The sequence below is a fragment of the Paenibacillus mesophilus genome (assembly GCF_005938385.1).
Lineage (GTDB): Bacteria > Bacillota > Bacilli > Paenibacillales > NBRC-103111 > Paenibacillus_AB > Paenibacillus_AB mesophilus.
In genome coordinates this window covers 72,168-87,353 of the sequence record NZ_VCRA01000006.1, presented here as the reverse complement: position 1 = coordinate 87,353, position 15,186 = coordinate 72,168, and the positions used below count along the sequence as shown (strand labels likewise).

The following is a 15,186-nucleotide window of genomic DNA, read 5'->3' as shown; positions in this document are numbered from 1 at the left end:
GTTCAATGAAAGACGCTTCCATTATCGGAGTATACGATGTCGATCTTACCTACAATTATGACATTGTCGTACGATTCGGACAACGATTCAATTTTTTATCTCAATATGCTGCCAACCTCCCTGCTAACGGTGCAAAGCTCATGGTTTACTACACCGCTTTTACTGTAAACGTAGAAGCATACACCTATGAATACCCCTACACCCTAGACGTCGTGTACGAACCTGCAGCAAAGCCCGACCTAGTCCCATCCGGAATTACAACAACCGGAAGCGTCAAAATCGACGAACTAAAAACATACACTCTCCAATTTAAAAACCAAGGCGCTCCAATCAGCAACACCCCGTTCCGGGTAAACGTAAAAAATATAGCTACCGGAGCCACCGTTTTTGACAAATACTTCAGCAGCGCAGATACGAATCAAGTTATCACAGATACATTCACTTACACAGCGACGAACCCGCAAAAAATAAGGTTCGGTCTATACGTAGACTATGGAACAGGAAAGGGGGCTATTGATGAAGGAGATAGCGGCGGCGAGCTGAACAATTACGCCGAATACGAATTTCCCGTCAACATCGGCATCGACGGCGATTTCGACCTTGTTCCTCCGACGATCAAATATACGGACAACTTCCAAATCGTCCCGAAGCCGTTCGAGATTCCGAGCAGTTGCACTTATCGCTACCATCAATACCGGTTCACACAAAACGGTATTACCTGGATGACCAGCAACATAAACGGACGAACTACGACGACCGCATTTGTTTATCCGAACTATCCAGACAATTTGTCCGTCGGGACAACTATGGTCGCGCTGCAAATTTACACCAGCTGCGGCGATTCCGGATGGATAAGAGACAAGCCGCTCATCGTCCAGCCGTCGGATAAGCCGAATACGCCACCGGAGTTCCGGGCCGGCTTTTTCCAAGAGCCTAATCGAACGGGAACACAACCGGTCAATACCGTTATCCTCGGATCCCAAGTGAACCTGCGCATTATCCAAGACCCGACTTCTGCGCCGCCGTCGCCTTACGATGCGGAGAACGATTATCCGATCGAATGGTCTTGGGACTTCGCGGGTGCATCCGGCAGTTGGCTGCAAAGCCTCCCATCGCGATATGGCATCGATAACCGGGAGGATCATTACTATAGCTTGACGGCCGATCAACTCGGAAGCTACCGGATTTACGTGACGGGGAAAGACCGTAGGGGCGAGGCGAAAACGGTACCCGTTTTCCTCGACGTCATCCGGCCCGAGCCGATTGCCTTTTGCAGCGCACCGACACCAGTAAAAGCAAACCGCCCGGTCGATCCATCGAAGTTCATTTCGACCAACAGCTACAGTCCGGCCGGACGAAGCATCGACCATAGCCGCGACGAATGGGTCAACAGGCAAGCGTCATACAGCAATCCGACTGGCGCAGATATTACGGTTCAAGTCCAGCTTTGGGTGTATGACAGTGCAGGTCTGCGATCGTTAGCCCCGGCTACCTGCCCGATCATAGTTAAGCCGGACCAGCCGCCCATAGGCAAACTCGACGTCCCGCCGCTCGGTCTTCGCGGTCACACCTACGAGCTGTTCAATAAATCGTATAGCCCGGACTCCGATGCCCTTGTCTCCGCGGCATACCGGTACAAATACGATGCGGCGAACAACGGCTTTCATGACGATCCTTGGCAGTCGCTCATGGGCACGATGACAAAAGCATCCTTTACGCCGAACCGCGTCGGCAAATATTTGTTCGACGTAACCGTATGCGAGGATACCGGAAGGTGTGCCGATGCTTCGACTACACAGCCGGTTACGCTCCTGGTGCTCGATACGATCAACCTGGCCTCGTCCGTTTCGTTCGACATCTTCGGCAAAAACCAACAGCCGGAAGTGAACATACCGGTCACGATCAGTGCACAAACGATCATGACGTGGCCGCTCTACGACGTGAATACGAATAAGCAACTTCAGAACCGTCCTTTTTCGTGGTCGAATCGGAACGGGGTGCTGTCAGCAGCCCTCGGTCGGGGAATGGAACGGCAATATGACGTGTCGGACAAATTCTATTTCGGGAGTGGACAATACGACAATCGCCCGTTTTTGACTCCTTTCTCGGACAACGGATTCGGCGCGAACCGCATATCGCCGTACAAAGCGATCGACACGATCAATCCGGACTATTCGCAGCCCGTTTTTCTACCCGTAGGCGATCTGCAAAATCTGACTCCGGCCAAGTTCGGCAATATGGTGAGGACGAATAATAGCCACCTCATTTTTGACCAAACGGACAGTAGCGGCTACACCGTATCGTTGTACGGCTTGAACTTGAATCGGCTGCCGAAGTACGAGGTAAAAGAGATCACCACGGGGCCTGCGGCAACGGTATTACGGCATTCGTGGCCGGATAACGTAAGTCCATACGATTACATGCTGACCTCCGCTACACCGACACAAAAGCTGGTCATCCCGATGCCGGTTTATACGAGCAGTGCCAATGCCGATGCAAACAAAGCGAAGATCGCGGCCGGGGACTATTCCGGCGCGCGAACGATCATCAACGTAGAGTATCCGTTTACGACGTTTATGGGCTTTGAGGTTGCCGGGGAAACGATCTACAAAGTGGTCGGCGTTGATTATATCAGTCAAGCTTATTTCGACTATTTTGAAGAAGAGTACTATGACACAGACGTTGATGGTAACCCAGTTGGCCCGTATGGTTGCAACTGCTGGACGATGCAAGGTTACAGTGGCCTGCCTTCTAAATCCGCCACCGGCGTCGTGATGTACGATTCGTACACCGGAGCGATGAAAGGCTATAACATGACCAATCCGGACTTGCTGCGAATAAGCGCTCCTCTGGCGCCGTTTGCCAATACAGGAAAGCAAAGCAAGTACTATACGATGTTCAGCAAAGGCGACAATCTGGTGCTTCTGAGCAAAAGCTATGGAAGCATCAATCAAATTGAACTGGACGCCTCCGGCAATACGGTTCGTAAAAACACCCTGAACCTGCCGGCATCCACTCAAAGCATCAACGTCAAGTTTCGGAACGCGTTTGGGACGATAGTACAGGAGCCGTCACCAAGAACGTTCACCTGCACTTGGGGAGAGGACTTCACCGGATTGTATAAAGGCGTGGACGGTGAATACTACACGTTCGCTTTTAACAGCTGCAAAGATGCCGCCAATAACGGGGTTGACCTCTTCCTGAATCCGGAATTGTCGGGCGGCTACTATGCCTTGAGAGTGAACAGCGATTTCACGCTCGCCTGGGCGACGAAATTGCGCGGGACCGGATATTACCGCGATCCGGATTTTCTCGCTCCCAATTGGGAGAACAAGCAGGTTGCGGCATTCAATCCGGAAACGAAGCAATTGATTACACACAGCTACTACTACTACTTCTCAAATGGTGCGCTGTCGCCGACTGTTGCGGAGTTTCAGGACGTGATCGATGTAACGACCGGCATTCGTTCAGATTGGGCCGGAATCCCGATTAAAGCGATGGCACCCAGCTTCACGATTTTACCGGACGGCGGCTACGTGAGTGGGAGCTACACCAGTACGGTCAACGGCACGCTGGAAAATAACGCGAGCTGGGGGATGAACCGGTATTTGTCCAAAAGTTCCTCCCAATACCACTCAGCCTACTTGCAAAATGCGAATCTTGTGGGGAGGCAATATATTGCCGACGGGGTGCACCTAGGGATTTTCCAAGCTTACGACTATTATAACGCGCCTGGATATATGGGGCAGCCCAGCTACCCGATGGATCGGTACATGTGGATTGCGAAAGGGACGCCGAAGGAAAGTCCGATCACTCGCAACGGCTCGCAGCTTGGACAGTTCGTTTCGGGAACGGCATATGACGACGCGGAGCTGTCGTTTACGGTGAACATGCATCGGCCGAATTTGGATACCGGGCTTGCCGGCATGTCGTTCCGCATGCAGGACCCGATGAACCGGTACGCCGTCGAGCTGGATGCAGCGACATTGTACATTTCGCGCTATATAGGCGGCTCGCGTACAGTCTTGAGTAGCATCTCATACTCGTTCCAGGCCAATACCGATTACACGATCAAGGTGAAAATGAACGGCGGTCAAATCGATGTTACATTAGGCGGCGTCCCTTATTTGTCTACTACGGACAGCACGTTTGGAACCGGGAAGATTGGGCCGTTTACAACGAAAGCGTACGTCGATTTCAAACAGCTTTCGCTGCAGGGCATCCCGCATCAAAACATCGAATGGCTGACTCAGTACGCGATTTGGGAGGATGGAGTCGCCCAAGCGGAAGCGCGGTACGAGAATGTCGCCTACACCGATCCGGAAAACGATCCGATGTCGGGAGGTTTTAGATGGACGATCGCGCATACGCCCAAATTTATGAACAACCAAGGCGTGTCCGGCTTGAACGGGCGGACATTTACGGGACCGCAGCAACTATTCGATAAAGTCGGTCAATACTGGATCACGCTGCAAGCCCACGACGATCCGCATCCGGATTATTTGTATCCGAGCATGGTGTTTGACGGTTACCGGAAAGACTCGAACGCTTATGCCAATCGATTGATCGTACACCGAAGGCCGATTGCCGTCATGTCCGCGTGGGTTAATCCGGACGGCACGGTCGGTTACAACGACACGAGCTATGATCCGGACCGGTGGTTCCATGCTTCGGCTTTCTCGCCACCCGATGTAACCGGCATCGATTACGGATCAACCCGCGGCGTTATGGAACGGCTGTATTATTACATCTCGCCAAGCGGTCAATACGTCAAGAATAAGCTGACGCGCCCGACGGAAAACGGCGGATATACGGTCGGATTGATGGTACGTGACGAATATGGCGCATGGAGCTTCCCGGTTTCCACGACGATTAGCGTATCAGTCATCCCGCCGGCGAACAACCGGCCGACGGCAGTACTGACGTACCCGAACGGGACACAAGCGGCCCCGAGCCTGATCTACACGACGAGACCGACGATCACATGGAACCAGAACGACTCGCCGGGAACGATCTTCAAAGGCTACCATGTGAAAATAGCCGACGCGTCAGGAGCGATTGTAGTCGAAAGCGGCGAACGTCCGCAATGGACAACGGCCAACAACGCATCTTGGAGCGTACCGGTCGATCTGCCCATCGGTACGAAGCTGCAGGTGCAAGTAAGAGCAAGCGACGGGGAAGAATGGTCCGATTGGTCCAACATCGGCTGGATGATCGTGAACAGCCCGCCGTCGGCTGTCCTGACCTTCCCGAACGGGACGTCGGCGGCTTCGGCCAACATAATTCAGGACAACCGACGGCCGGCGATATTTTGGAACCAATACGATCCGGATTTGGCTTACGGCAGCGTGTTCCAGCAATACCGCGTACAGATCATGCGCGAAGACGGATCGGTCGTATACGATTTCACGGGCGCACAATGGACGCAAGCAACGAGCCAAAGCATGACGGTGACAGCCGATTTGCCTACCGGCATCCCGCTGCAGGTCCAAGTTCAAGTAAGCGACGGGGCGGTATGGTCCGGCTGGTCGAACGTCGGTTGGCTGCGCATCAACATGACGCCATCGGCGGATGTTTCACATCCGTCAGGTACGCAAGCAACTCCGACGATCGAAGGTCCGACGCCAACGATTTCATGGAACCAAACCGATCCGGACCCGGGAACGATCTTTTTGAAATACCAGCTTCATGTCGCAAACGAGGCTAACACGGCGGTTATTTACGATACGGGTGAAGTGTCGCAATATACTTCCGCGACAACGCAAAGCCATCCGGTCGGAACGGCACTGCCGGCCGGACAGAAGCTGCGCGTACGTGCCCGGGTGTTTGACGGGTATGCGTGGTCCGCATGGTCATCGGACAAATGGCTGTTGATCAACCGTCCGCCGCTCGCGAACTTCGATTGGAGTCCGAAGCCGATTTGGGAAGGGGATACGGTATACTTGGACAACTTGTCGACGGATCCGGACGGAAACGCGCTCACCTCCGCCTGGGAAATTCGAAAGCCAAACGGCGATATCCGCGTATACGGAACGACGGATGCGGTCGAGCCTTTTACGCATCCCGGTTCATACACCGTAACTTTAACGGTTTCGGACGGCTTCGCCGCAAGCAGTGCAACCAAAGTATTGGAGGCGTTGCCGTTAACAATCCGTTCCGAAGTGAACCATACTCCCCAGTGGGCTGTTATTCATAGCGATAAAGGCCACAACACGACGAGCGTGCCGAAAGATTTTTATTCCGGTGAAATATTCGTAGTCGGCACGGTAAGCTCGCCCGCACCGGTTGCCGAAGCGACTGCTTGGATCGACACCGTTGGAATTGACGGCGGACGGCTGGCGGTCAGCGTCAACTTACTCCCTGCAGCAGGAGATAGCACCCGATTCGAAGGGCGGCTTTTCGACGACAAGTTCATGTCTGCAACGGAAGGCATCCCGGTAGGAATTGTGCCGATCCATTTTCGAATTCGCTACGCCAACGGAGTGGTCAGAACGGAGGATGTGCCGGTGAACATAATCGGTAACGCAAACGATGCGGTCGAGGTACACAGAAGACAATGAATTATTTTACAAAATGATCAATATATGTTATTATTTAGTCGATAGAAAAGCGAGCAACGTTTGCGAAGGACGCAGACGACCGGGAAACCGGCCGTTTGTGTCCTTTTCGTCGTGTCGGGAGGGGGTGCGTCGGTGAACAAAAAACGAAACCTGCTGATCAGCTTCTCGGCCGCCTTGATGGCCGCTCTACTCGTCTATGGCGTCTACAAGCTGCAGCTGAAGCAGGTGGAGTTGCAAAAAACGGTCAGCGTGGTCGTTCCGAAAGATTTTATCCGCGCCGGAACGATGATCGAATTGGATATGCTGGCGTACAAGCCGGTGCTGGCCGGCTCATACGTGGAAGGCATGTTTACGGATGCGGCGCAGCTGGCCGGACTGGAGTCGGTCGTTCCGCTCGGGACGGACGAGCCGATTTTGGCTTGGAAGGTGGACAAGTTTCATTTGCTGCCGTCGCAGGGACAATCCACATTTCAAATCCCGAAAGATTACATCTTATCCGTATCCAACGGAATTCGCGCCGGCGACCGGGTGAACCTCTATTTGTCCGGCAGCGACAGCGATTCCGGGCGTTTGTTCGGATACGAGATTACGGTCGCCTCGGTTAAATCTTCAGCCAATGTGGAAGTCGACAACCCGAAGTCTCCTAATTTGTACTCCCGGGTCAACGGCGATACGGAGAAAATGTACGCGTCCCGGCGGGAGGCGAACGGAGCGATCGATCAGATCAATTTGAACTTGACCGAGGAGCAATGGCTCGCAATCGACCGGGCATGCCGTACGAAGAAGGCAAAGCTCGTTATCGCGCTATCCGCGTCGTCGCTTGCCGAAGAAACGGTCAACGGAATCGGAAGGAGGTGACGCAGCATGCAAATCGCTTTTGTTACACAGGACGAAGCGCTCGTCCAGGAATGGGTATCCGGCAAAATCCGCGAGGAGGATCGCATTCATTTGTTCCAACAGCCGGATGCGCTATGCGGATCGTTAGCGGCGCTCGTGTTCGACCATATCGTATTGTCGGACCGGTTTTTCGGGCTGGCTGCGTTCTGCGACTACGTCGAGCGGCTGAAGGAAAGCTGTCCCGGAGCAGCGTTTACCGTGTTGTTGTCGGATCGGCACGATACGAACGAGAACGGCAGGTGGGTCAAATATTGCATCGTTAACGGGATACAATATGTACCTCCCCATCGGACGAGAGAGAGCATAAATACGGCGCTGCTTCAGCGGTTTTACGGAAATCGGGGCGAAATTGCCGAAAGCGGCGGAAAAAGCATCGTGTTCGTCGGTTCGACGCCGAATATCGGCACGACATTCGTTTCGTTCGGTACCGCCGTCGGATTGGCAAGCCGTTCGGAACGCTCGGTCGCATACTTATGCCTCAATTTGAAAAGCTCGAAGCTGCACCGGTATATCGGCATCGAGAAGCCGGAAGCGAGCCTCGATCACCTCCGCGCCGAAATCCGTTCGCACAGCTTGCGCCCGGAACGGCTCCGCGCTTATTGCACGGCGGTGAAAGGGCTGCCCAACCTTCGGATATTGTTCGGCAACCAGCTGCGCGAGCAGGCTGAGTTTTTCACGGCGGAGGATATCGAGCATTTGCTGCAGACAGCGAAACGTACATTCGATGTATGCATCGTCGAGGTGAACGCCTATTGGGACAATGCGGCGACAATTTGCGCCCTTCTGCAGGCCGATTCGCGCATACTGGTAACGACACCGGAGCTGACTCATTTTCAAGAGGATACGGATCGCTGGCTTCGCGGATTATGTCCCGTAATCGGCTTGAGCGCCGATTCGTTCGATCTCGTGCTGACACAGTCCGATAAAAACGGCAGTTCGGCAGGCATTCGGCAGAGCGACATCCGGAAAGAAACCGGACTATCGTTTATCGGGAAGATCGGGAAATATGCGGATATGACGGAAGTAGTCAATCAAGGCAAGCTGTTCGATCTGCTGCTCGGCCAGCATCCGCTGAACCGGGATCTGAGCGGGATCGTCACGCTGCTATCGGCGGTGTGCGGGATCGAAACGGCGGTGCAGCCGTACACCCATCCGCTGAAGCGGTTGTTCGGGCGGATGCATGCCAAGCCTGGGAAAGCGGGGCGGACGGTATGGGAGAGCTGACGGAACGCAAGTTTTCGGTGCTCGCTTATTCCATGCTTCGGCGAGGGACCGCACATCAGACTTCCCAAGCGGCTGTCGAACCAAAGTTGCCGCGAGAGGACGAACACCCCGCTTTCCAGCGGTGCGTTGAAGAAATTCGCACCTATCTCGTCGCTTCCCGGGGAAAGACGGAGGAAGAGAGGCAGCAATACAGCGAGTCGTTAAACCGAGCGGTGCTCGGGTTCGAGGAGGAGCGGGTCCGATTTGTCGCCATTATTAACGACCAATTGGCGAAACGGCGCTTGAACCATATCGTCCCCCCGAACCGGCGTTATGCGACATTGGCCGAGGCGGTGTTTGCCGAAGTGATCGGCATGAACGTGCTGGAGCTGCTGCTCCAGGACAGGGACGGGCTGGAAGAAATCCAAGTCGTCGGAACCGATATTTTCGAGGTGAGAGGCGGCCGGGCGATCCCGTCCCCGCACAAGTTCCAGCATGTCAAGGAGGTTGAACGGATTCAGCAAAATCTCGTTTTGTTCAATAACGAGGTGATCAATCCGCGCAAACGTTGGGCGGAAGTGTCGCTCAAGGACGGGTCGCGGGTAACGCTGACCGGCTTCGGCTTTACGGCCGAGCCGACGATGACGATCCGTTTCTACACGATGCGGTACTACAATTTGCATACGCTGTGCCATCCCGATTACGAGACGATGGACGAGACGATCCGAACGGTACTGCTGTGTCTGCTGCGCTGCTACTTCAATATGGTCGTCATCGGCCCGACGAACTCCGGCAAGACGAATTTGATCAAGGCGATGATCGCGGAGCTGCCGGACCACGAGCGGATCGTGACGATCGAGACGCGGCACGAGCTGATGCTGAAGCGGGACTTTCCGAACAAAAACATTATCGAATACGAGGTGAGCGAAGACGATTCCGTACATTCCGGCAATCAGGCGTTCAAGCTGGCGCTGCGCCAGTCCCCGAAGCGGATCTGTCACGCCGAAATACGTGACGACGACGCCAACGTTTACGTGAGGGCTTGTACGAGGGGCCATGAAGGAAGCGTAACTTCGGTTCACGTCAATGAGCTGGAGGATGCGCCGGAAGCGATCACGGACATGTGCATGCTGGATGGAAGAGGGATGAATCCGGAGCGGTTGACCAAGCGCATTACCGAATATGTAACCCAAATCGGGCTCGAAATGGGGCTTGTCGACGGCAAGCGCAAGCTTCTGCGCATCGGCGAATACGGCTACGAGAACGGGGAGGTCAAGGTGAGGGATATCGTCCGTTACGACTTTACAAGCCGGAAGTGGCGGTTCCCTCAGCCTTTCTCGAATCGGGCCGTGATGCGGATGATGAAGTACGATCCGGAACAGTGCCGCGTTTTACAGACGATGGGATTGATCGAGCGATGCTGATTTTGGTCAAAGTCGCATTTTTGCTGCTGTTGTTTATGCTCGTTTATTTGGTTTTGAATAGACTGCTGCAGTCGATTGTACGTCATTCGGCGACCCGTTACCGGTTGAACTATGTACGGCGCGGAACGTTCGCCAACCGCGTGGCGCACCTTGCTTCCAAATACAACTGGCTGTACCGGCATTTGACGGACTTGCTGGAATCGATTCAAGCCCGGTTCCATATCGGCACGTTTCTGTTCGTCTCCCTGCTGCTGCTGTTGACAGGCATTATTGGCGGTTTTGTATGCTTCAACAATTTTAAAGGCGTCGTATCGGCGGGAGGTATGCTCGGTCTGCTGCCCTACATCGTGCTGCGTATGCGTTTGCTCGGTCGGCAGATGAAGGCGAGGCTGGATTTTTTGCCGGCGGTCGAGTTGTTTTACCAGTACTATATCGTCTCCGGGCAAAGCAATATTCGTACCGCTTTAAAGGTAACGTTGGAGGAAAACCGGATGCAGCCCGCGATGAAGCCGGTATTCGAGCAGCTGTACCGGAATTTGACGACGAGCCGTGATACGGAGGATAGCTTGCGTGTGTTTTCCATCAGTCTCGGGCATATGTGGGCTGACTACTTCGCGAACATTTTGCGCGTAGGTTTATTGGAAGGCAACGATTTGTGCGACAGCATGAAGGAATTGATTTCGGATATGCGCCGGGCGCAGCGTTCGGACCAGGCGGAGCGAAACCGGCTTCTGGAAATCCGCCTCGCCAATTTTTCGTCGATCTTGTTTTTGCTGCTGTTTCTTTTCATTAATTTCAAAATAAACGCCCATAACGCGTACCTGTATTATATCGTCGATCCGGCCGGGAGGAACATGCTGCTGGACGCGCTGCTGCTCATTTTTGCGTCGTTTCTGATGGGGATTTATTTATCGATCCGGAGAATGTGAGGGGAACGCGGGATGGTTATAGAGTCCCAGCATTTGGTTTGGCTGCAGGTGATTGCGCACGGCGCTTTATTCGCCGCCTTGTTTACGTCCTTATTCTTTTTATTCCATTCTTGGCCGCGCAGGCGGAGACGTTGGCCGCTGCTCGCCATCAAGCATTTGGTTCGCCGCCGGACGATTCCCCCGTTTGTTCTGAAAGCTTTCGGCATATCCGTACGTGCAGGGGGAAGCGCGGAGGCAAAAGAACGGCTGCTATTGCAAAGCGGTTTGCGTATCGATCCGCTGCTGTACGAGCTGATGCGCAGAAGTGTAATGGTGCTTGGCGCTATGCTCGGAGCAGCCGGATACTTCGGAATGCGGCATTCCTGGGGGCTGCCGTGGATCGAACCTGCCTATGTCATGGTTGCCGGAATGATCGGCATCGTGCTGCTTAGCTTCGACCGTACGCTGCTGGAATCGTTCGGGAAATACCGTTCTCATAAAATGATGAAAGAAATATATGCGCTCAGCAATCAGCTGCTTTACTACAGCAGCTCCAAAATGAGCCTCCATGCCAAGCTGAGCCGGTGCTTACCGTTCTGCGCCGCGATCCGTTCCGACCTGCAGCTGTTGCTGAACGAATGGTACGAGGATGCGGAGCAGGCCATCAAACGGTTCAAGCGCCGGCTCGGCACCGAAGAAGCGTACAGCTTCGCCGAAACGATCAATTCGCTGCGCCTGAACGAGAGTGGCAGCTACTATTCGCTGCTGAAGGAGCGGATCCAGGATTACAAAGAAAAGCTGGATATGGCGAAAGACAGCCGCAAAGAATCGACCTCGTACATTTTGTTCGTCATAGCGGGAATTCCGATTCTGAACACGTTCCGCATTTTCGTTTATCCTTGGGTACAGGAAGGGCAGAAGCTGTTCGACGCGCTGAATTGAGCTTGGAAAGGGCTGGTTTCTCTCGAATGGAATGAAGCAAAGGAGATGAATTTATGAGAAATATATTGATGACAGTCATGATGATGATCGTAATGGCCTTGCTGTTCACGTCGATCATCAATAACGGGAATGCGGGGATGAGGAATAATATCAAGACCAAGGGAGATACGGCCAATCTGGACATTACGAATTTGAGTCCGGGCCCTTGATCGGCCGAGGGAGGCTTCGCCATGCGGCACATTTTGGTTACGGTCATGCTTGTAACTGTTGTCGTCGGTATATACTCCGCGACTATAGGAGGCAGCGCGGGGATGCAGCGGAGCGTCAAATCGACCGGAGGCAAGCTGAACGGAACGATTCAATCGATCAATCCGTAATTGGGGCTGACGACTTTGAAGCAAATATTGGTGTTCGTACTATTCGCCGCTATGCTCTGCTGGCATAGCGTTGTAATTCTCCGAAAAAAAGGGGGCTATTCAATCGCAGTAATAGCCCACGCCCCATCATTATAAGTAAGCTCAATCCCGCTAAACATCGTTTGGATGATGTTTTTCCTGTTTGATACAGGGATAAACTCCCAAGACTCCTTCAATTCTTTTATCTGCTCGAGTACCTGATGTTTCGATGGTTTCTGCTCGATTCTTACAGGTAGCCGATCAAGTTCTACTTGAAGGTCCTGAGCTCTTTGCATCTCGGTGTCAATGAGTTTTACATAATCTGAATATGGCAGCTTTCCATCCCCGAAAGCATATTGCCAATTTTCCCTCCGCTTTGCACTTTTCGAAAGCTCCTTCTCTAACCTAGCGCGTTCTTTTTCAAGATTTTTCGCTTCGGCTGCGACAACATCCTCAATTGGGATATCGTTGTCTACCTCTATTTGTAGATTTTCAAACAGTAATTTCTCGACTTTTCTCTCTGATATATCTGGGACAGTGCAGACGTGCCGCTTATCCTTCCCGTAACATCGGTAATTGCGGTAAATTTGTTCAACATCGTTGTACTTGCTCTTTTTGACTCTTGCTGAGAAGGAACTCCCGCATACTCCACATTTTAATATTGTGGAGTACGGATATTCATAACTTGATGAAGATATCATTCCTTCGCTTACCTTTTTTGATTTTGCCTGAGCCAGATCGAACAAATCTTGAGCAATTATAGGATCATGATCCCCGTCCCGAACGATGAGTTTTTCTTGGATGCCTTGCGGGGTATAATGGTTTTTCCCGATATATGTGAGATTGCGCAAAATATATGCAACGGTAACGTCATACCATCGGCCAAAATTCGATATATAATTATGCGAATTTAAGTACTTTGCAATGTAATTATGCCCCTTGCCCTTATTGACATAAAGATCAAAGATAAGCTTTACGATTTCAGCCTGGTCTTTATTAACGATTAGCTTATGGTCGACAACGTCATAACCGAATACTGGTTTTAAATTTATTCGATTACCACTCATGGCGCTTTTGCGAAGCCCTTTTAGAACTTCTTCACCGAGGTTTTCGCGGTAGTACTGCGCCAAGAGGCCGAGAAAGTGAACGAATACTTTTCCGGCTGCGGTAGAAATATCAATATTTTCACTCAATGAAATGAGCTTCACGTTAAGATTATTAAACATATCGATTAGATCATGAAGATTTCCGATGTTACGAGTAAGCCTGTCCAATTTATGAACAAGGACTGCATCAAATTTCCTGTTCTTTAGGTCGGCTATCATTTCTTGGACACCTGGGCGTTTTAAGTCCTTCGCTGATATGCCCGGATCCGTAAAGACTCTGACCAGTTCCCATTTTCTTATCTTTATGTGCTCGATGAGTTGTTCATATTGAGCCTCTAGGGAGAATCCTTCCTCGGCCTGCCGATCCGAGCTGACGCGTGTGTAGATGGCCACTCTCATAATGATTTCACCGCGACCAATTCAATTTTTAATGCACCGAGTTGGTTAATAAATTCTTGGAGCTTTCCGTGGCTGCGAAACAGTCGATCATAACCTGTTACTACTACAGTGTCGAAGCTGGTTGTCAAAGCATCGGTCATTAAAGATGCAAGTCCGTCACGATCGTCGTCGTGGGCACTAGACCCTTCGTCATCGTAAACACCTACAACAGTTCCCTTTTGTTCCCGAATGTACTCGCGGCATAATTCGATTTGACTCAATGTGCTTTGTTCAGAATGTGCAGTTCGTGCATAAATTGCTGCCTTCATTCTGGTCGCCCCCAATCATAAAAATTTCTTACATCCATTTGCAATACATCGCCAATGTCAGCCATCTGGATAATAAAAAAAAGTGGTTCGTCGTTCGTGAGATCGTTAATTTTATACCGATGCTTGATTCGCGCCAGATTAATACCAAAAGTACCGGGCTTTTCCTGGTTGATCATAAGATCTTCGAGAAAAACTGAAATCCCGGCAACATCTTGAAAATCTTCTGACAAGATACGTTGGAATGGAGAAGCGATGCGTATGTATAAAGAGAACATATCCCATTTGACTTTACCTGTTTGAAACCGAATAACAAACGTAGTTGGAACTAAGCCGTGATCTGAATAGTCATATACGACTCTGAACTTTGCCATTGCGCTTCCTCTCCCTTGATGACTGGATTTGGCGATGCAGTTGCGCGAGTATACGTTTTGTCTCCGGACTATAATCGTATTCAATTGGTGATGGTGTCATTTCAGACCTAAATTCTTCGTCAAGTTTTGCTTGCAGGATTCTGCGTTCGATCTGGTTAATTCGTTTCTGTACGAATTGAATCGGAAGACGAAATTCTTTTGATAAAACATCGATGTAGGTTGTTTTGTTTTCTATGTATTTGTAATCATGCAGCATAAAGTAAGGCATTGCGCAATAAAGTTGGCACTGATCCGCCTGGTCTTCTTGCATTTTCATGTATAGCTCAGGCATGCGGTATTGATTTCCAATATGCAGTATGAGGTGACTGATCTCATGAAAGAAGTCCTCGCGTTTCTTTAATTCATTTAAAAAGGCGTTCAGGTATATAACGGCAAAATCGTCTTCCCAGTATGTTTTTGTCTCTTTTTTGTGAGTGGCTACATCGGCGCGGTATATCGTTGCTACGCGATCGATCTCAAGATCAGAAGGATAAAAGATCCCATTGTCACGGTATTTCTTGCAAATCATTTCCTCCATTTCGTTGGATTTGTACCAACACAAATTCATGTTGACCCCTCCAAATGCGAATATATGTTCTGTTTTTGTTTGAAAATAAAAGCCCAGAGGGCTATT

Annotated in this window: 12 protein-coding genes; 8 read left to right on the top strand and 4 right to left on the bottom strand. The window is 51.5% G+C overall.

Going from position 1 to position 15,186, the window contains the following annotated elements:
- The first annotated feature begins 140 nt into the window (after positions 1-140).
- The 8 genes from FE783_RS12935 to FE783_RS37545 all read left to right on the top strand — a co-directional run bounded on the left by FE783_RS12935 (position 141) and on the right by FE783_RS37545 (position 12,311).
- The gene (locus tag FE783_RS12935) at positions 141-6,560 is read left to right on the top strand and encodes a PKD domain-containing protein (protein WP_138879786.1); all 6,420 of its coding nucleotides are present in this window, start codon (positions 141-143) and stop codon (positions 6,558-6,560) included.
- Positions 6,561-6,692: 132 nt separating this feature from the next.
- Entirely contained in the window at positions 6,693-7,418 is a 726-nt protein-coding gene (locus FE783_RS12930; RefSeq protein WP_138879785.1) for a CpaB family protein, read from the top strand.
- A 6-nt stretch (positions 7,419-7,424) separates the two neighbouring features.
- Complete coding sequence (locus tag FE783_RS12925) at positions 7,425-8,681, top strand: CpaE/TadZ family protein (RefSeq protein WP_138879784.1); 1,257 nt, start codon at positions 7,425-7,427, stop codon at positions 8,679-8,681.
- Positions 8,669-10,084 (top strand): ATPase, T2SS/T4P/T4SS family, encoded by a 1,416-nt coding sequence (locus tag FE783_RS12920; protein WP_202916180.1) that lies wholly within the window; start codon positions 8,669-8,671, stop codon positions 10,082-10,084. Before FE783_RS12925 ends, FE783_RS12920 begins: the two co-directional genes overlap by 13 nt.
- Positions 10,078-11,013, top strand: a complete 936-nt coding sequence (locus tag FE783_RS12915) for a type II secretion system F family protein (RefSeq protein ID WP_138879783.1) — start codon at positions 10,078-10,080, stop codon at positions 11,011-11,013. Before FE783_RS12920 ends, FE783_RS12915 begins: the two co-directional genes overlap by 7 nt.
- Positions 11,014-11,025: 12 nt before the next feature.
- Positions 11,026-11,934, top strand: a complete 909-nt coding sequence (locus tag FE783_RS12910) for a hypothetical protein (protein WP_138879782.1) — start codon at positions 11,026-11,028, stop codon at positions 11,932-11,934.
- A 53-nt stretch (positions 11,935-11,987) separates the two neighbouring features.
- A complete protein-coding gene (locus tag FE783_RS37970; protein ID WP_202916179.1) occupies positions 11,988-12,143 on the top strand; it encodes a hypothetical protein in 156 nt (51 codons plus the stop codon).
- 21 nt (positions 12,144-12,164) lie between these two features.
- Complete coding sequence (locus tag FE783_RS37545; RefSeq protein ID WP_158301775.1) at positions 12,165-12,311, top strand: hypothetical protein; 147 nt, start codon at positions 12,165-12,167, stop codon at positions 12,309-12,311.
- Positions 12,312-12,406: 95 nt separating this feature from the next.
- On the opposite strand, the gene FE783_RS12905 is transcribed toward FE783_RS37545, so the two are convergent.
- The 4 genes from FE783_RS12905 to FE783_RS12890 are packed head-to-tail and all read right to left on the bottom strand — an operon-like array spanning position 12,407 to position 15,120.
- The gene (locus FE783_RS12905) at positions 12,407-13,834 is read right to left on the bottom strand and encodes a recombinase family protein (RefSeq protein ID WP_138879781.1); all 1,428 of its coding nucleotides are present in this window, start codon (positions 13,832-13,834) and stop codon (positions 12,407-12,409) included.
- Entirely contained in the window at positions 13,831-14,142 is a 312-nt protein-coding gene (locus FE783_RS12900) for a recombinase family protein (protein WP_138879780.1), read from the bottom strand. Before FE783_RS12900 ends, FE783_RS12905 begins: the two co-directional genes overlap by 4 nt.
- Positions 14,139-14,513 (bottom strand): hypothetical protein, encoded by a 375-nt coding sequence (locus tag FE783_RS12895; RefSeq protein ID WP_138879779.1) that lies wholly within the window; start codon positions 14,511-14,513, stop codon positions 14,139-14,141. Before FE783_RS12895 ends, FE783_RS12900 begins: the two co-directional genes overlap by 4 nt.
- Complete coding sequence (locus tag FE783_RS12890) at positions 14,488-15,120, bottom strand: ImmA/IrrE family metallo-endopeptidase (RefSeq protein ID WP_138879778.1); 633 nt, start codon at positions 15,118-15,120, stop codon at positions 14,488-14,490. The genes FE783_RS12895 and FE783_RS12890 overlap by 26 nt, the downstream gene beginning before the upstream one ends.
- Between the last annotated feature and the right edge of the window lie 66 nt (positions 15,121-15,186).